This is a genomic window from Streptomyces reniochalinae (genome assembly GCF_003323735.1).
In the GTDB taxonomy this organism is placed as follows: Bacteria; Actinomycetota; Actinomycetes; order Streptomycetales; family Streptomycetaceae; genus Streptomyces; species Streptomyces reniochalinae.
In genome coordinates this window covers 124,304-140,658 of record NZ_QOIM01000037.1, presented here as the reverse complement: position 1 = coordinate 140,658, position 16,355 = coordinate 124,304, and the positions used below count along the sequence as shown (strand labels likewise).

Sequence of the window (16,355 nt, the reverse complement as noted above, 5' to 3'; positions counted from 1 at the left end):
CTCCGTATCGGCCCCCGCCGACGAGTCCTCGGCCGACCGGACCATCGGCTCGGCCGAGCAGCATCACTAGGGTGACCCGCATGGGCACGGACACAGGCGCGAGCGCGGGCGCGGGGGCGGACATACCGGCGGAGCCGGCCGAGCGGGCGCGGGTGGCGGCGTTCCGCGCGCGCATCGGCGTGACCTCGCTGATCGACGTCCACACCCACTTCATGCCCGAACGCCTGCTCGCGAAGGTGTGGGCGTACTTCGACGCCGCCGGGCCCCTCGTCGGCCGCCCCTGGCCGATCGGCTACCGGGAGGACGAGGACCGGCGCCTCGCGCTCCTGCGGGGATTCGGCGTCCGCGCGTTCACCTCCATGCTCTACCCCCGCAAGCCGGGCATGGCCCGCTCCCTCAACGACTGGTCTGCCGACTTCGCCGCCCGGACACCCGACTGCCTGCACACCGCCACCTTCCACGCCGAACCCGACGCGGCCGGCGACGTGCGCCACGCCCTCGAACAGGGCGCCCGCGTCTTCAAGAGCCACGTACAGGTCGGCGACTACGACCCGCGCGACCCGCTGCTGGACCCGGTGTGGGGCCAACTCGCCGACGCCGGCGTCCCCGTGGTCACCCACTGCGGTTCGGGCCCGGTGCCCGCCACCCACACGGGCCCAGGGCCCATCGGCGCCGTCCTGGCCCGGCACCCCCGCCTCCGCCTGATCGTCGCCCACCTGGGCATGCCCGAGTACGCCGGTTTCCTCGACCTGGCGGAGCGCTATCCGGGCGTCCTGCTGGACACGACGATGGTCTTCACCGGCTTCGCCGAGGCCGCCGCCCCGTTCCCCCGCGCGGAACTGTCCCGGCTCGCCGACCTCGGCGACCGCGTCCTGCTGGGCACCGACTTCCCCAACATCCCGTACGCGTACGCCCACGCCCTCGAAGCCCTGGAGGAGCGCACCGGGCTCCCACCTGCCTGGCTCCGCGCGGTCTGCCACGACAACGCGGCCCGGCTCTTCGGCCTGCGTCACTGACCGCGGCCGGGCGCGGGGGCGGCTTCAGGAACGCGGTTCCAGGAACGCGGTTTCAGGCAGGCGGCTTCTCGGACGCGGCTTCAGGAACGGAGGCTGTTCAGCCACCGGGAGAGCCCGCCGTACGCCAGGGGAACGACTTCCTTGTACGAGAGCTCGCCGTCCAGCGTCACCACGAGCCGGCAGAACGGCGGATACCACGTCGTACGCAGATGGGCCCGCCCGTCGAAGACCGCCTCCAGGAAGGCGGGGGTGGACTCGCGGGGCAGGTCGTGGAAGGTGACGCCGTCGAGGGTGATGTGTGCGTCACCCTCCTCGAAGAGTTGCACGGCGATCCTCGGCGTGCGCGGCGTGCCGTCAGGACCGTCGGTCGCCGGGATCTCCAGCAGCGCCTCGTGCGGCAGGGAACCGTCCTCGTCGGTCACGGCGAACGCCCCGGCCGCCGTACGCCGCGACGACTCGTCCGCGCCGATCGCGTGCTCGACCGTCACCTGCAGACCCCGGCGCTCCGCGAGCGCCGACAGCACCCCCACCGCCGCCTCCGTGCTGGGGAGCGGGGGCTGGTGGGGCCGGTGAGGCGGTGGCGGCGTCCGGTGGCCGTCGGGTGGCGGGGGAGGCGTGCGGTCCATACCACCGAGCATGCCCGCCGACCACTCCGCGAGGGCGGCGACACTCGACACTCGAAGCGGGCAGGGAGGGAGAGGCGAGGGCGCCACGAGGGCGCGGGGGTCAGTGGGGGCGTTCCGCGCCGTGGCAGGGGCTGCACAGCACGCGCCGGGCGGGCCGGTCGCTGGTCGCCTTGCCCACGCCGTTGGCCCGGTGGACGAGGACCTGGGTGACCCGTCCGTGGTCCGCGCACACCACGAGACCGCAGCGGCGGCAGACACCGATGGCGACCGTTTCCTCGATGCCGGTCACGTCGCAGTCGTAGCACTTCATGGATGCGAGAGTAGCTGGCCAGTTTTGACTAGGTCAATTTTACTTGAAGGCCGGGTCGACCTGTGCCCCCGCGTCGCGGCTGACGGGGACGGGGGCGGCGTGGCTAGACTGGATGGAATCAAGAAGGGGCGTGACTGCCATGGATCAGCCGGTGGGCGAGCTGCTCAAGGCCAGGGGGCTGCGCAGCACCGCACAGCGCCGCGCCGTCCTGACCGCCCTGCACGGGCACGCGCACTCCACCGCCGCCGAGCTGGAGCACCGCATCCAGTCCGCGGACGACGGGGAAGGTGCCTCCCGGTGTCTCTCGCGCCAGGGGCTCTACAACGTGCTGGAGGACCTGTCGCGGGCCGAGCTGATCCGCTGCATCGAACCGGCCGGCTCACCCGCCCGGTACGAACTGCGCGTCGGCGACAACCACCACCACCTCGTCTGCCGGAGCTGCGGCCGCATCAAGGACGTCGATTGCAGCGTCGGCCGGGCCCCCTGCCTCGAACCGGGCGACGACGCGGGGTTCAGCGTCGACGAAGCCGAGATCACCTGGTGGGGCCTGTGCGCCGACTGCCGGCCCGCCAGCGCGCAACGCCCACCCCGCCACTGATGCGCCCCGGCGGAGGATCGGGCGGTGCTGAGCACGCCGGTGGTCGGTGCCGATTACGCCGGTGGCCGGTGGCCGGTGGCCGGTGGTCGGTGGCCGGTGCCGATTACGTCGGTGGTCGGTGGTCGGTGCCGGTTACGCCGGCGGCCGGCGTCGGTCATGCCAGTTGGGCGGCGGCCTCCGTGGCGACCTTCTCGAACACGGCCTCGTCGGCGGCGAAGACCGAGTCCGGGATCGGGGCGTGCACGACCAACTCGGTGAAGCCCAGCTCGGCGTGTCGGCCCGCGAAGTCGACGAACGCGTCGACGGACTCCAGCAGGCCGGCTCCCTCCGGCGTGAACCCGGTGAGCAGCACCTTGTCCACCTCCGCCACCTCTCGGCCGACCTCGGCACACGCCCGGCCGAGCCCCGCGAGCTGCCCGCGAAGCGCCGCACGCGACTGCTCCGGCGTTCCCGTCGCGGACAGCCGCGGGTCACCCGTCGTCACCCACGCCTGCCCGTGCCGCGCCGCGAGCCGCAACCCGCGCGGCCCCGTCGCGGCCACCGCGAACGGAAGCCGGGGCCGCTGGACGCACCCGGGGATACCGCGTGCCTCGTCGGCGGAGTAGTAGGTGCCCTCGTACGTCACCGCGTCCTCGGTGAGCAGCCGGTCGAGGAGCGGAACGAACTCCGCGAAACGGTCCGCCCGCTCCCGCGCCGTCCACGCCCGACGGCCCAGCACGGTCGCGTCGAAACCGCTGCCGCCGGCGCCGATGCCCAGCGTGACGCGCCCCTCGGAGATGTCGTCGAGGGAGAGCAACTCCTTGGCGAGCGTGACGGGGTGGCGGAAGTTGGGCGAGGTCACCAGTGTGCCGAGCCGCATCCGCCCTGTCACCGTCGCGGCGGCGGTCAGGGTGGGCAGCGCGCCGAACCAGGGGCCGTCCCTGAAGGGCACCCGCCACGAGAGGTGGTCGTAGGTGTACGCGGTGTGGAAGCCCAGTTCCTCGGCGCGCTCCCACTGGCCGCGCCCGCCCTCCTGCCAGCGGCGCACGGGCAGAATCACGGTGCTCAGACGCAAACTCACACCTGGGAGCGTACGGGGCCGCCGGGGCCCGGAGCGAGACCCGTGGCCCGCCTCCCCTTGCCTCTTGGCCGGTCTCCGTCCTCGGCCGGGGTACCGGGTTGAGCAGTTCGCCGCCCGCGCCCCAGCGACGTATCTGTTCCACGACCAGCCGCTCGGCCCGCGGCCTGAAACTCGCGGAACCGCCCGCGACGTGCGGTGTGATCAGCACGTCAGGCGCCTGCCGCAACGGGTGCTCGGCGGGCAGCGGTTCCGGGTCCGTCACATCCAGCGCGGCCCGCAGCCTCCCCGCGCGCGCCTCGGCGAGGAGCGCGCCGGTGTCCAGCGTCCGGCCCCGTCCCACGTTCACCACGAGGGCGCCGTCCGGGAGAGCCGCCACCCCCCTCGCGTCCGTCACCCCCCGAACCCGTAACGATCCCGGGCTCCTGCGCGAGGAACTCCACCGGGTGCGCGAACAGGGCTGGGCCGAGGTGGACGAGGAGAACGAGATCGGCGTCCGCTCCGTAGCTGTCACCGTCCCCCGTGCCTCGGGAACGCCCTCCCTCGCCGTCTCTCTGGGGGCGACCGTGGTCCTCACCAGCACCGAGGAGCTGCGCTCGCACCTGCCCGCCCTGCGCGACTGCGTGGAGGACGTGGGCGCTCGCATGCACGCCTGAGGCCCGCGCCTTGCCTCGACCGCGCCGCGCCGCGTCTTGCCTTGACCGCGCCGCGACTCCACCGCTCCGCTTCTTCACCGCTCCGCGTCTTCACCGTGCCTCGGTCACCATCGCGTCCATCCGCCGGGATCTCACCTCCCGTTCCGCCGCCGCAGCGACGAACTCCGGGATGCGGGCCTCGCCGACCAGCGCCCGCACCGCCTCCACCGTCTCCGCAGGCAGCGACACCGTCTTCCCGGGCAGTGACACCGCCTCCGACCGCGGGGCACCGGGCAACGGGGAGTCCCGCGAGGAGGAGCAGGAGCCTTGTGGGGTGGAGCCCCGCGGGGAGGAGTCCTGTGCGGGGGAGCCCTGTGGGGAGCGCCCTGGCGAGTGCGGAACGGGTTCTTCCCCCGCCATGGCCGTGCCGGCTCCTTCCCCCGCCGTCGCCGTGCCGGATCCGTCCTCGTCCTCGCCCGCGGCGGCGACCGCGACCTGGGCCGCCGAACGCAGGTGCGCGCGCAGGTTGCGGGCTGCCAGCTTCTGCATGGCCCGTGCCAGCTCCGCCTCCATGGTCTGCTGGGCCAGCGGTCGCAGCCTGCGCACCAGAGCGGCGGCCTCCGAGGCGTCCGCCTCGCACAGGCGCACACCGGCGTAGCGGACGAAGACGTGCTCCTCGGTGAAGTCCAGGAAGCGGGTGGCTATGTGCTCGACCTGACCGCGCAGCTCCCGTAGCTGCCCGGTGATGGCAGGCAGCGGCACCCCCGCCCTGTGCAGCTCCGCCGCCACCGCCAGCTCCCGTGGGCTCGGTACCCGGAAGCCCTCCTGGCCGCCGGGCAGCGGCTCCAGCACCCCGAGCGCCACCGCCTCGGCGACAGCCGACTCGGCGACCGCCGTCTCCTCCTGCTCGCCGCCGAACAACTCCGCCAGCTCCGTGCGCGAGATGTGGCCCGACTGCTCGCTCGTCCACGGCCCGTCCACCTCCGCCACCAGTCCGAGCACCCCGCCGAGGCCCCGGCCCTCGTCCCAGGCCCGGAGCAGCTCCTTTATCGAGGCCAGGGTGTAGCCACGCTCCAGCAGGCCGACGATCTGACGCAGCCGCGCCAGGTGAGAGGCGCCGTACACGTTGGCCCGGCCTCGCCGCTCCGGTCTGGGCAGCAGGCCCTTGTCCTGGTAGGCCCGGATCGTGCGCACCGTGGCACCACTGCGGTGCGCCAGATCCTCGATGCGGTACTCCACCGCGGCGTCCGGGACGGCAGGCGGCGGCTGTGCGGGGGCCGGCAGCTCGGGTGCCGGCGGGTGGGGGGACGGAGCCATGGCGCTCACTCCTTCATCGCTGCGGGAACCTGGCAGGTCAGGCCGGGGGCTGGAGGCGGGCTATGCCGCGCAGGGCGCGCGGTGCGAGGCGGGAGAGCAGCCGTATCCCCCGGGCCTCGGGCGTCACCGGCACCACGGCGCGGTTGCCGACGACCGCGCGCAGGACGGCCTCGGCGACCTTCTCCGGCGGGTAGTTCCGCAACCCGTACAGCCGCGAGGTGCGGTCACGGAAGCGCCGCAGCTCCTTCTCGTCCATCCCCGCGAACCGTGCGGTGCGGGCGATGTTGGTGTTGACGAAACCGGGGCAGACGGCCGTCACGCCGATGTCCTGCCCGGCCAGCTCGGCGCGCAGGCACTCGCTGAGCATGAGCACGGCCGCCTTGGAGGTGCAGTACGCGGGCAGGGCGCGGGAGGGCTGGTAGGCGGCGGCGGAGGCGAGGTTGACGATGTGGCCGCCCTGGCCCCGCTGCGCCATCTGCCGTCCGAAGAGCCGGCAGCCGTGCAGGACGCCCCACAGGTTCACATCCAGCGTCCGCTTCCACTCCTGCGTGGTGGTGTCGAGGAAGGCGCCGGCCACGCCGATGCCCGCGTTGTTGACCAGCACGTCCACGGTGCCGTACTCGGTGGCGACCTTCGTGGCCAGCTTCTCCATCGCCTCCTCGTCCGCGACGTCGACCTCCTCGGCCCACGCCTCGGGTGCCCCCGCCAGGCGGGCCAGCTCGGCCGTGCGGGCCGCGCTGCGCGCGTCGCGGTCCACGGCGACCACGCGGGCGCCCGCCTCGGCGAACGAGAAGGCCGTCGCCCTCCCGATGCCGCTGCCCGCGCCGGTGACCAGGACGAGCTGCCCCGCGAACCGGTCGGCGTGCGCTCCTGCGGGCGAGGGCTGCGCGGTGGGCACAGGCGACTCGTTCCGGTTGACGAATCCGCTGATCCAGGCGGCGAGTTGGTCGGGCCGGGTGCGCGGGACTCAGTGCTTGGCCGGCAGGGTGCGGCGGGTGAGCTGCGGCGCCCACCGGTCCAGGTCGTCGTAGAGGTGCTCGCTGAGGAAGGCGTCACCGGTCGGGGTGATGAGCTGCACCGGGACGTGGGCGTAGGCGTCGGTGCGCGGGCGGCGCATCCGGGCGCGCACGTTGTCGCGGTACAGCCAGGCGCCGTGCGCCGCGTCCTGCGGGAGGGAGGCCGTGGGGTAGCCGTCCCCCGGCACCTTTTCGGTCAGCTCCAGAAGGCGCGGCCAGCGCTTGCCCAGCGGGCCCCGCCAGGCCAGCTCGGGAAGGACCGGTGTGTGCAGCGCGTACACATACCAGGACTTGGCGCTCTGGCCGAGCAGGTGGGCGGCACCGCGCGGGGTGGGCCGGGTCATCCGCCGCTTGATCCAGTGGCCGAAGTGGTCAAGGGACGGTCCCGAGATCGAGGTGAAGGAGGCGATCCTGCCCTCCGTCCTACGCACCGTGGCGAACTCCCATGCCTGCACCGAGCCCCAGTCGTGCCCCACCAGGTGGACCGGCGCGTCGGGGCTGACGGCGTCCGCGACCGCGAGGAAGTCGTCGGTGAGCTTCTCCAGCGTGAAGCCGCCGCGCAGCGGCACGGGCGCCGTCGAGCGGCCGTGGCCCCGCACGTCGTAGAGCACCACGTGGAAGCGGTCCGCGAGGAGCCCGGCCACCTTCGACCAGACCTCCTTGCTGTCCGGGTAGCCGTGCACCAGCATCACCGTCGGCTGCTGTGCGTCCCCCAGCTCGGCGACGCACAGCTCGATCCCTCCGGTGGCCACGCGGCGCTCCCGCGCCCCCTCCAGCAGGCCGCCCCGCTGCCGGGCCGTTTCTGGGCGCGGGGCGCGCCCGCCGCCGCCCCACAGGTTGCGCTTTCCGCCGTTCATACCGCCTGTGCCTCCTCCTGCCAGCGCCGCACATGCGGCAGATCGTCCTCCAGCCAGAACGCGCTCTCCTGCGGATCCCGGGAGTCGGTCACCACCAGGATCTCCTCGAACTTCGCGCCCGTGCCCCGGAACCCCAGACGGGCTTCGACCTCCCACAGCCCCGTCCGCGGCGGGTGGTCGGCGCGGCGGGACGGGCTCCACCGCGGCAGCCGGCCGTCCCCGTGTCCGCGTAAGACGCCCCGGGCCCGCCCCTTGAGGGCGCCGGTGCCGCGGCCGCGGACCGCGGGGGGCCGGCCGCGGTGCGGGGCGCGGGCCACCCGGTGCGCGCGCACGCCGAACGGGTGGGCGCGGTGCCGTCCTGCGTAGCCCTGGGTGCGCATGAGCCGGTCCACCTCGGCGGAGATCTCCCGCAGCGGGCGGCGCTCGCGCACCCGGGCCAGGATCAGCTCGCGGTGCGCGCGCAGGTCCGCCGTCAGCCGCTCGTGCACGGGGTGGGGGCCCAGGCAGCCGGAGTAGCCGGCCTCCGCGGTCCGGCCGCCGCGCTCGCGCGGCCACTCGCGCGGCATCCGCGCCGCTTCCCGCTCGGTCATCCCCGGCTTCAGCCTGGCGGCCACCGACTCCGCGCAGGCGTAGGCGAGTTGCTGCACTTTTCGATATCCCCGCAGGTCAGCTGCGGCGTCTTCGCTCGTTGCCGGGCGCATCGCCACCCTTTCGTCCGTGCCGGGCCCACCGGCGAGAGCACGTTGACACCGACGAATGTGACATCGGCCCATGGCGTGGTCAAGGCTGCCTCCCAGCCTGTGGATAACTTCGCGCTCGGTCCTGACCGGAGCCCGGACCATGACCTTGGTGCAGTGCCCCTACGGGCCTCTCCGACCTGAGGCGTACGGCCCCACGCACCTGAGAAGTACGGGCGGCGGCCGGGAAACCGACACCGCGTCTGACGCGGACGCGACGAGCCGTTCGTACCGTCGAAGGGTGACTGTGATCGCGATCGAAAGCCTCAGCAAGCGGTACCCCAGGGTGACCGCACTGGACCGGCTGACCGTCGGCGTCGAGCCGGGGGTCACCGGCCTGGTCGGCGCCAACGGGGCCGGAAAGTCCACCCTGATCAAGATTCTGCTCGGGCTGGCCCCCGCCACCCAGGGCACGGCCTCCGTGCTCGGCATGGACGTGGCCACCCAGGGCGGCGCGATCCGGGAGCGCGTCGGCTACATGCCCGAGCACGACTGCCTGCCACCGGACGTGTCCGCTACCGAGTTCGTCGTCCACATGGCGCGGATGTCGGGGCTGCCCACGACGGCGGCCCGCGAGCGCACCGCGGACACGCTGCGCCACGTCGGCCTGTACGAGGAGCGCTACCGCCCCATGGGCGGGTACTCGACGGGCATGAAGCAGCGGGTCAAGCTCGCCCAAGCCCTCGTCCACGACCCGCGCCTCGTCCTCCTGGACGAGCCCACCAACGGCCTCGACCCCGTCGGCCGTGACGAGATGCTCGGCCTCATCCGCCGCGTGCACACCGACTTCGGCATCTCCGTGCTGGTCACCTCGCACCTGCTGGGCGAGTTGGAGCGCACCAGCGACCACATCGTCGTCATCGACGGCGGCAAGCTGCTGCGCTCCTCCTCCACCGCCGACTTCACCCAGCGCACCGCCGTCCTCGCCGTCGAGGTCACCGACACCGACGCGCACCCGGACGGCACCGCGGCGCTGCGCGAGGCGCTGCGGCAGGCGGGATGCGCCCCGCACGAGCCGGGTCCCGCCGGCGCCCTGGCGCCCGGCGCCGGCCACCTGGTCACCCTCGACCTCGCCGACGAGTCGGTCTACGACACCGTGCGGGACACCGCGGCCCACCTCGGCCTCGGGCTGGTCCGCATGGAACAGCGCAGGCACCAGATCTCCGAGGTCTTCACGGAAAGGAGCGCCGGCGATGTCGCCTGACCGCACCCCCGCACACGCCACACCGGCCCACGCCCCCGCACCCCCCGGCAGCGCGGGCTCCGCCCCCGCGGGCGGCGGCAGCAGGCCAGGGCGCGGCCAGGACGTCATCCACAACATCGGCTACCGCGGCTACGAGGGCCCCCGTCTCGGCCGCTCCTACGCGCGGCGCGCGCTGTTCAGCCAGACGCTGCGCGGCGCCTACGGGCTGGGACGCTCGGCGAAGTCGAAGGTTCTGCCGATGCTGCTGTTCGCCGCGGTGAGCGTGCCGGCCGCGATCGTCGTCGCCGTCAGCGTCGTGGCCAAGAGCGACGACCTGCCGGTCGGCTACTCCGAGTACGTGCTGATGATGCAGCCGCTCATCGGCATCTACCTCGCCGCCGCCGCGCCCCAGGCGTTCTCCCTCGACCTGCGGTTCAAGACGACACCGCTGTACTTCTCGCGGCCGATGGAACGCGGCGACTACGTGGTGGCCAAGTTCGCGGCACTGTCCGCGGCGCTCTTCGTCTTCACCGCAGCGCCTGTGTTGATCATGTACGCCGGAGCGCTGCTGGCGAAACTCGGCTTCGCCGAGCAGAGCGGGGCGGCGGCCCAGGGCCTCGTCTTCTGCGCGCTGTTCGCGCTGCTGCACGCCGCGATCGCCGCATGGATCGCGGCCCTGACCCCGCGCCGCGGCTTCGGCATCGCGGCGATCATCGTCGCCGTCACGGTGCCGTTCTTCCTCATCACCGCGCTCCAGGGGATCGCCTGGACCTCCGACAGCAAGGAGGCCGTCGGCTGGCTCGGTGTCGCCTCGCCCGGCACGCTGCTGGACGGCATCCAGTCCACGTTCCTCGGCGGCTCCTCCCAGTTCCCCGGCGGGCAGGACCTCACCGGCGCGCAGGGCGCCGTCTACCTCGTCGTCCTCGCCGCGCTCCTGGTCTGCTTCTACGCCCTCTTGCAGCGCCGCTACCGAAAGGCCGGACTGTGACCGAGATCCACATCGACCGCGTCTCCCGCTGGTTCGGCAACGTCGTCGCGGTCAACGACATCACCATGGACATCAGCCCCGGTGTCACAGGACTGCTCGGCCCCAACGGCGCGGGGAAGTCCACGCTCATCCACATGATGGGCGGATTCCTCGCCCCCTCCAACGGCAGCGTCACCCTGGAGCCCACCCCAGGGCCGGACGGCAGCCGCAACGCGGCCACACCGATCTGGCGCAACGAGGACTCCTACCGGCACATCGGCCTGGTGCCCGAACGGGAGGGAATGTACGACTTTCTGACGGGGCACGAGTTCGTGCTGGCCAACGCCGAACTCCACGGCCTGCCCGACCCCCGTGCGGCCGCCGCCGAGGCGCTGGCCACCGTCGAGATGGAGTACGCGCAAGAACGCCGCATCTCCACCTACTCCAAGGGCATGCGGCAGCGCGTGAAGATGGCCTCCGCCCTGGTGCACCACCCCTCCGTGCTGCTGCTGGACGAGCCGTTCAACGGGATGGACCCGCGCCAGCGCATGCAGCTGATGGAGCTGCTGCGCCGGATGGGCGACGAGGGGCGCACCGTGCTGTTCTCCTCGCACATCCTGGAGGAGGTCGAACAGCTCGCCTCCCACATCGAGGTCATCGTCGCCGGACGGCACGCGGCCAGCGGCGACTTCCGCAAGATCCGCCGCCTGATGACCGACCGTCCACACCGCTACCTGGTGCGCTCCAGCGACGACAGGCGGCTCGCCGCGGCGCTCATCGCGGACGCCTCCACGGCAGGCATCGAACTGGACAGGACAGAGGACGCACTGCGCATCCAGGCCGTCGACTTCACGCGCTTCACCACCCTGCTCCCGCGCGTCGCGAGGGAGCACGGAATCCGGCTCTACACCGTCTCGCCCTCCGACGAGTCCCTGGAGAGCGTCTTCTCGTACCTCGTCGCGGCCTGAGCGGCGGAAAGGAGCTGACCTGATGTTCAACCCGACGGTCGCGCGGCTCACCTACCGCGCGCTCCTGGGCCGCCGCCGCGCCCTCATCCTGTGCGCGCTGCCGGCCCTGCTGCTCGTGGTGTCCGCCGCCGTCCGCGCCATGAACGGCGCGGACGACGCGGTCGCCAGCCAACTTCTGGGCGATTTCGCCCTCGCCACCCTGGTGCCACTGGTCGGCGTGATCGCCGGAACAGGCGCCATCGGCCCCGAGATCGACGACGGTTCTGTCGTCTACCTGCTGTCCAAGCCGGTACCGCGCCCCTCCGTCATCCTCACCAAGTTTCTCGTCGCCTCCGGTGTGACCGCGGTGTTCTCCGCCGTCCCCGTGCTGGTCGCCGGCTTCGTGCTCAACGGCAACAGCCAGCAGATCGCCGTCGCCTACGCGCTCGCCGCCGTGGTCGCCTCGGTCGCCTACAGCGCGCTGTTCCTGCTGCTGGGAACGGTCAGCAGGCACGCCGTGGTGATCGGCCTTGCGTACGCGCTCATCTGGGAGGCGCTCATCGGCAGCCTCGTGGGCGGTGCCAAGACGCTCAGCGTGCAGCAGTGGGCACTGGCGCTGGCCGAGAAGGTCGCGGGCAGCGGAGCCGACATCAGCTCCGCCGTCGGACTGCCGACGGCGGTGGTGCTCCTCGTCGTGGTCACCGTGGGCGGCACCCTCTTCGCCGGGCAGAAGCTGCGCACCCTGACGCTGGCGGGCGAGGAGTGAGCGAGGGGGCTGCTGGGCGACAGAGTGTCCGAGGGGGAGTACCCGGCGTTCCAGTACGGTGAAAAAACGGCGGGTGGGAGCGCGATTTCCGCTCCCACCCGCCCACTTCTGACAGGCCGGTGGCTCGCCTGTTCCCGACAGGCCGGTGGTGTTTCCGACAGGTCGGTGGCTCAGCCCGCCGAGGCGCCGATCCTGCGGTCGCGGCCCGCACCGAGGCCGAGCAGCACGAGCGCACCGCACACGCACAGCAGCAGCACGACCGGGACCGTCCAACCGCCCGTCATCTGGTGCACGGCGCCGAGCACGAGCGGACCCGCGGCAGCCAGCAGATAGCCCCACGTCTGCGCCATGCCCGACAGCCGTGCGGCGGTGTGCGCGTCGCCGGAGCGCAGCACCATCAGCGTCAGGGCGAGACCGAGCGCACCGCCCTGGCCGAGGCCCAGCAGCGTCGCCCACACCCAGGCGCCGCCCACCGGCGCGATCAGCAGACCGGCGATGCCCAGTGCCATGAACAAGCGCCACCACGGCGCACAGCAGACGCTGCCCGCGCATCCGCCCGGCCAGCGTCGGCACCACGAAAGAGCCGCCCATCTGCACCAGCGTGCTGAACGCGAAGACCAGGCCCGCGCTCGCCTTGCTCATACCGTGGTCGGTGAAGAGCGTCGGCAGCCAGGCGATCGTCACGTAGGCGATCAGCGACTGGGAGCCCATGAAGAGGGTGATCTGCCAGGCCAGCGGCGAGCGGGTCAGCTTCGGCCCGTCCGTGGCGACCGGGGCCGGCGCCGCGGAACCCGACGGCCCCGACCGCCTCGCCGGCACGGCCGCGGCCTCACCGTGGGGGGTACCGCGCCGCGCGAGGACGGCCTGCGGCAGCCACGCGCACGCCGCGATCGCCGCCAGCAGCGCCCAGGAGACCAGCGAACCGCGCCAGCCGCCCAGCGCGTGCTCCAGCGGAACGGCGGCGGCCGCCGAGACGGTCGCGCCCAGGATCATCGCCGTCGAGTACAGCGCCGTCATGCCGGCGGCCTTCTCGGGGAAGTCCCTCTTGATCAGGCCCGGCATCAGCACGTTCAGCAGCGCGATCCCGGAACCGACCACCGCGCACCCGCCGAACAGCGCGACGCCCGCCGGCGCGATCCGCAGCACTATGCCGCCCGCGAGCAGCACGAGGGCGCCGAGGAGCACCGTCTCGGTGCCCCAGCGCCGCGCCAGCTTCGGCGCCAGCGGCGAGACCACGCCCATGAAGATCAGCGGAATGGTGGTGACCAGGCTGCTGACCGTCGAGGTCATGTGGAAGTCGTCGCTGATCTCGCTCAGCACGGGAGAGACCCCCGCGAGCGCGGCGCGCATGTTGAGCGACGCCAGGACGATACCGACGAACAGCAGCAGCGGATGCGCACGCAGCCGCCTGCGGGCCGCCGCCACCGGTGGCGCCGGTGCCAGGTCCTCCTCCGCGTCGATCAGTTCGGCCGAAAGGAGCTCCTCGGTGGTGAGCCCTTCCGCGGTGGGTGTGAGTCCTTCCCTGGGGGACGGGGACATGCGGTGGTGCCTTTCTGACGAACGGTGGCGCGCGGGGGACGCCGGCAGGCGCACCCTCACGCCGAAAGGGGAGTGGACATTCACTCCGCGCCGAGGAGCGTGTCGACGGCCTGCTTCGGCTTGGCGAGCAGCTCCCTGGCGGCCCGCTCCGCGACCTCGGGGTCGCCGGTCGCGATGGCGTCGACGAGGTCGTGGTGGTCGGTCTCGTGGATGCGGGGCATGTGCCGGTCGTGCAACGAGGCGACCAGCGCGTCCCGTACCGAACTGCTGAACCAGGCGTACGTCGCGCTCAGCGCGGCGTTGTGCGCCGCGTCCACGACGGCGACGTGGAACTCGATGTCGTGTTCCGCGTACAGCTCGTACTGGCCGTCCGCCGGCTGCCCCCGGCTGTCCCGGAAGGCCGCCTGCGCGGCCAGCGAGGCCCGCATCCGCTCCAGATCGGACGGCTGATGCCGCAGGGCGGCCAGCCGGGCGCCCTCGGCCTCCAGCGCGATGCGCAGCTCCAGCACGTCGCGTACGTCGGCGCGCTGCACCCCGCGGACGATCTCGCCCGGGTCGGCCGTGGCCACGACGAACGTGCCCTCGCCCTGCCGTGAGCGCAGCATCCCGGAGTGCACCAGGACGCGCACCGCCTCCCGCACGGTGTTGCGGCCGACCTGGAGCTGCTCGGCCAGCGCGTGTTCCGTCGGGATGCGCTCACCCACCGCCCACTCACCCGCGGTCAGCTGCGCCCGCAGCTCACCGACGACCGTGTCGACGAGCGACTGCCGTCCGGCGGCACGCAACGCCATGCCCTGGCTCCTGTCGGTTCCGCGATCCGGATGTCTGGGCAACCGGACTTCCGCGAGAGCCTCACGCGATTCGCCCGGTTGCCCAGTCATCCTACAACCGCCTCGCGCGGGTCCGAACACCTGGGCGAGGAGACTCCCCTCACGCCTCGCAGACGGAGGGCAGCGCCCTGAGCAGGCCCCGGGCGTGCAGCGCGTCGAAACGGCGCTCCCCCGCCTCGCGGACCGCGCCGGCCATGAGCCGCGGCGCACACGAGGGCCGGTTCCGCGGCCGCCCGGCGGCGGCGAGCCCGTCCAGCAGCCGGACGGTGATCCGGTCGAGCCGCGGACGCACCTCCCCGGCCAGCTCCGGCCGCCGCGCCGGGCGCTCGGACGGATACCGGGCCCACCGGTTGAACAGTCCCCGCTGGACGTCCTTGCTCGCCTCGATCTGATCGCGGAAGACGGCCGTGGCCAGGCGCCGGTCCACCCCGCTGGCCGCGGACCGCTCGGCCACGTCGTCCAGCACCGCGCGCTCGCGCGCCGGATCGCTGATCGGCTCACCCGTGCCGTACTTCGCCGCTGCCACCAGGTCCGCCAGCGCCAGCCGGTCGGCGGACACCTTCGCGACGGCGGTGAGCGCCCCGCCGCGGACCGACGGCGGAGGCGGCGTCCGGACCGCCTGCGCCGTGTGTCCGGGCGCCGCCCCCGAGGCCGGAGCGCACATCAGGGCCGCCGTCGCCAGGGCGGCGGCAGCGGCTACAGCCGTCCGGCGTTTCCGTGTGCGCATGGGTGAGCTCCTTGAGCGATGCGGGCCGGTGGCTTCCGTGTGTCCGGGGCGCTGTGTCAAACGGGACGGCGCCCCCGGCGGTTGCGGGCCGCGAGCCGGGGGCGCCGTGCGTGTCACATTGCTCCGCCTGTCACGTTGCCTGGCGTGTCACGCCTGTCACTGCTCGCGCGGGCGGGGCGGGGTCTGCCGGGGCAGCAGCAGCTGTGGCGGTACGGGCCTCGCGTCGATGGCCCGCATCACCGAGCGCAGGTCCTGGCGCATCTCGCGCATCTCCTCGCCCATGTCGGCGAGGCGCTGACTCATCGCGCACACCACCTGCTCGGTGCGCTCGGTGCGCCGGTCGGTCTCCGCCAGCCGGTGGTCCACCCGGTCGACCCGCGCGGACATCCGTCCGAGCACGGGGCCCAGCTCCCGCAGGACGGTGCCCAGCTCGGTCCCGGAGGTCTCCAGGCGGGTGACCCTGCGGTCGAGCGAGCCGTACCCCGCCGCCAGTGTGCGGACCGTCTGACGCAGCTCCTCCGTCGCCCGCCGCACCGCTTCCACGCCGGGGTGGACGGTGTCGGTACGGGCGCTCTCCTCGGCATCGAGAAGGTAGGTGCGGACCCGCTGCGCGATGACGCTGTCCCGCAGCAGCATCGCCACGGTGAGGACGGCGCGGCGGTCGAAGACGGTCAGGCTCCGCACGCGCTGTGGATAACTCGGCCCTTCGAGTTTTGTGACCGACAACTTGTCGGTCACAAATTCTTCCAGGTCAGAGCCCCGGAGCACGGTCATCCCGTTGTGTGTGAGCTCTTCGCGGTGCCGCTCGGCGAGTTTTTCCACAGTTTTCGGAGGCACTTCGAAGTAGTTGGCCACATCCCGGGTGGTGGCCTGTGCACTGCCTGTGGAAAACGCCAGTGCCTTCACTTTGTCGAGGACTTCGACCTTGTGCGCGAGCCCGAAGCGCGCGCTGCGCGACTCCAGGAGGACGGAATCGGTGTACATGGGTGACCCCCTCGGGTCTTGGTTGCGGACATGTCCGGAAGACCCCGATCGCCTGGGGGTCGGCAGGTGTCCGTATCCAGGAACCAGGAGCGGAGATCAGCTCATGTCTTCCCACGTACCGCACTACCGGCAAGGGGCCCTGTGGGCTGCGCCTCAGCCGGCCACCACCACTTCACGCACTTTCGTCGCCTACTGCTCCAGTCGCCTCCGCGCATCCTGCCCAACGAGGCGTCTTTCGTACGG

The 16,355-nt window shown here is 72.7% G+C and carries 15 protein-coding genes and 3 pseudogenes; 7 read left to right on the top strand and 11 right to left on the bottom strand.

Annotation, left to right across the window (positions count from 1 at the left end):
* The first annotated feature begins 80 nt into the window (after positions 1-80).
* Positions 81-1,016: an amidohydrolase family protein gene (locus DQ392_RS18450; RefSeq protein WP_114016730.1), complete on the top strand. Its 936-nt coding sequence runs from the start codon at positions 81-83 to the stop codon at positions 1,014-1,016.
* A gap of 80 nt (positions 1,017-1,096) precedes the next feature.
* On the opposite strand, the gene DQ392_RS18445 is transcribed toward DQ392_RS18450, so the two are convergent.
* Positions 1,097-1,642, bottom strand: coding sequence for a hypothetical protein (locus DQ392_RS18445; RefSeq protein WP_245981639.1), 546 nt, complete (start codon positions 1,640-1,642; stop codon positions 1,097-1,099).
* A 100-nt stretch (positions 1,643-1,742) separates the two neighbouring features.
* Positions 1,743-1,952, bottom strand: a complete 210-nt coding sequence (locus DQ392_RS18440; protein WP_114016729.1) for a DUF2180 family protein — start codon at positions 1,950-1,952, stop codon at positions 1,743-1,745.
* Positions 1,953-2,091: 139 nt separating this feature from the next.
* On the opposite strand from DQ392_RS18440, the gene DQ392_RS18435 reads away from it, so the two are divergent.
* Positions 2,092-2,550: a Fur family transcriptional regulator gene (locus tag DQ392_RS18435; RefSeq protein WP_114016728.1), complete on the top strand. Its 459-nt coding sequence runs from the start codon at positions 2,092-2,094 to the stop codon at positions 2,548-2,550.
* A gap of 154 nt (positions 2,551-2,704) precedes the next feature.
* Here the strand turns inward: DQ392_RS18435 and DQ392_RS18430 are convergent, their stop codons facing one another.
* Entirely contained in the window at positions 2,705-3,610 is a 906-nt protein-coding gene (locus tag DQ392_RS18430) for an LLM class flavin-dependent oxidoreductase (RefSeq protein ID WP_114016727.1), read from the bottom strand.
* Between the two features lie 103 nt (positions 3,611-3,713).
* A pseudogene (locus DQ392_RS35320) lies at positions 3,714-4,010 on the bottom strand (NAD(P)-dependent oxidoreductase); the annotation flags it as partial.
* On the opposite strand from DQ392_RS35320, the gene DQ392_RS35315 reads away from it, so the two are divergent.
* On the top strand, positions 3,925-4,263 hold the full coding sequence (locus DQ392_RS35315) for an IclR family transcriptional regulator domain-containing protein (RefSeq protein WP_245981637.1): 339 nt from the start codon (positions 3,925-3,927) through the stop codon (positions 4,261-4,263). The pseudogene DQ392_RS35320 and the gene DQ392_RS35315 overlap by 86 nt on opposite strands.
* Before the next feature lie 90 nt (positions 4,264-4,353).
* Here DQ392_RS35315 and DQ392_RS18420 read toward each other — a convergent pair whose 3' ends face one another.
* From DQ392_RS18420 to DQ392_RS18410, 3 genes and pseudogenes are all read right to left on the bottom strand, one after another.
* Positions 4,354-5,559, bottom strand: a complete 1,206-nt coding sequence (locus tag DQ392_RS18420) for a MerR family transcriptional regulator (RefSeq protein WP_114016726.1) — start codon at positions 5,557-5,559, stop codon at positions 4,354-4,356.
* Positions 5,560-5,596: 37 nt separating this feature from the next.
* Positions 5,597-7,432: pseudogene (locus DQ392_RS18415) on the bottom strand (SDR family oxidoreductase).
* Complete coding sequence (locus DQ392_RS18410; RefSeq protein ID WP_114016725.1) at positions 7,429-8,133, bottom strand: M24 family metallopeptidase; 705 nt, start codon at positions 8,131-8,133, stop codon at positions 7,429-7,431. Before DQ392_RS18410 ends, DQ392_RS18415 begins: the two are co-directional and overlap by 4 nt.
* A gap of 283 nt (positions 8,134-8,416) precedes the next feature.
* Between DQ392_RS18410 and DQ392_RS18405 the strand changes: the two genes are divergently transcribed.
* Genes DQ392_RS18405 through DQ392_RS18390 form a run of 4 tightly spaced genes read left to right on the top strand, consistent with a single transcriptional unit; the run spans position 8,417 to position 12,032 of the window.
* Positions 8,417-9,373, top strand: coding sequence for an ABC transporter ATP-binding protein (locus DQ392_RS18405; protein WP_114016724.1), 957 nt, complete (start codon positions 8,417-8,419; stop codon positions 9,371-9,373).
* A complete protein-coding gene (locus tag DQ392_RS18400; protein WP_114016723.1) occupies positions 9,363-10,340 on the top strand; it encodes an ABC transporter permease subunit in 978 nt (325 codons plus the stop codon). The genes DQ392_RS18405 and DQ392_RS18400 overlap by 11 nt, the downstream gene beginning before the upstream one ends.
* Positions 10,337-11,287 (top strand): ABC transporter ATP-binding protein, encoded by a 951-nt coding sequence (locus DQ392_RS18395; RefSeq protein WP_114016722.1) that lies wholly within the window; start codon positions 10,337-10,339, stop codon positions 11,285-11,287. Before DQ392_RS18400 ends, DQ392_RS18395 begins: the two co-directional genes overlap by 4 nt.
* A 22-nt stretch (positions 11,288-11,309) precedes the next feature.
* On the top strand, positions 11,310-12,032 hold the full coding sequence (locus DQ392_RS18390; protein WP_114016721.1) for an ABC transporter permease: 723 nt from the start codon (positions 11,310-11,312) through the stop codon (positions 12,030-12,032).
* A gap of 170 nt (positions 12,033-12,202) precedes the next feature.
* Here the strand turns inward: DQ392_RS18390 and DQ392_RS18385 are convergent.
* The 4 genes and pseudogenes from DQ392_RS18385 to DQ392_RS18370 all read right to left on the bottom strand — a co-directional run bounded on the left by DQ392_RS18385 (position 12,203) and on the right by DQ392_RS18370 (position 16,112).
* A pseudogene (locus DQ392_RS18385) lies at positions 12,203-13,571 on the bottom strand (CynX/NimT family MFS transporter).
* A gap of 80 nt (positions 13,572-13,651) precedes the next feature.
* The gene (locus tag DQ392_RS18380) at positions 13,652-14,362 is read right to left on the bottom strand and encodes a FadR/GntR family transcriptional regulator (protein ID WP_114016720.1); all 711 of its coding nucleotides are present in this window, start codon (positions 14,360-14,362) and stop codon (positions 13,652-13,654) included.
* A gap of 139 nt (positions 14,363-14,501) precedes the next feature.
* Positions 14,502-15,128: a gamma subclass chorismate mutase AroQ gene (aroQ, locus tag DQ392_RS18375; protein ID WP_245981635.1), complete on the bottom strand. Its 627-nt coding sequence runs from the start codon at positions 15,126-15,128 to the stop codon at positions 14,502-14,504.
* 156 nt (positions 15,129-15,284) lie between these two features.
* Entirely contained in the window at positions 15,285-16,112 is an 828-nt protein-coding gene (locus tag DQ392_RS18370) for a hypothetical protein (RefSeq protein WP_114016719.1), read from the bottom strand.
* Positions 16,113-16,355 lie beyond the last annotated feature (243 nt).

Coding starts and splice junctions, on each gene's coding strand:
- DQ392_RS18450 (WP_114016730.1), top strand. CDS start 81: ATGGGCACGGACACAGGCGCGAGCGCGGGCGCGGGGGCGGACATACCG.
- DQ392_RS18445 (WP_245981639.1), bottom strand. CDS start 1,642: ATGGACCGCACGCCTCCCCCGCCACCCGACGGCCACCGGACGCCGCCA.
- DQ392_RS18440 (WP_114016729.1), bottom strand. CDS start 1,952: ATGAAGTGCTACGACTGCGACGTGACCGGCATCGAGGAAACGGTCGCC.
- DQ392_RS18435 (WP_114016728.1), top strand. CDS start 2,092: ATGGATCAGCCGGTGGGCGAGCTGCTCAAGGCCAGGGGGCTGCGCAGC.
- DQ392_RS18420 (WP_114016726.1), bottom strand. CDS start 5,559: ATGGCTCCGTCCCCCCACCCGCCGGCACCCGAGCTGCCGGCCCCCGCA.
- DQ392_RS18410 (WP_114016725.1), bottom strand. CDS start 8,133: ATGCGCCCGGCAACGAGCGAAGACGCCGCAGCTGACCTGCGGGGATAT.
- DQ392_RS18400 (WP_114016723.1), top strand. CDS start 9,363: ATGTCGCCTGACCGCACCCCCGCACACGCCACACCGGCCCACGCCCCC.
- DQ392_RS18390 (WP_114016721.1), top strand. CDS start 11,310: ATGTTCAACCCGACGGTCGCGCGGCTCACCTACCGCGCGCTCCTGGGC.
- DQ392_RS18380 (WP_114016720.1), bottom strand. CDS start 14,362: ATGGCGTTGCGTGCCGCCGGACGGCAGTCGCTCGTCGACACGGTCGTC.
- aroQ (WP_245981635.1), bottom strand. CDS start 15,128: ATGCGCACACGGAAACGCCGGACGGCTGTAGCCGCTGCCGCCGCCCTG.
- DQ392_RS18370 (WP_114016719.1), bottom strand. CDS start 16,112: ATGTACACCGATTCCGTCCTCCTGGAGTCGCGCAGCGCGCGCTTCGGG.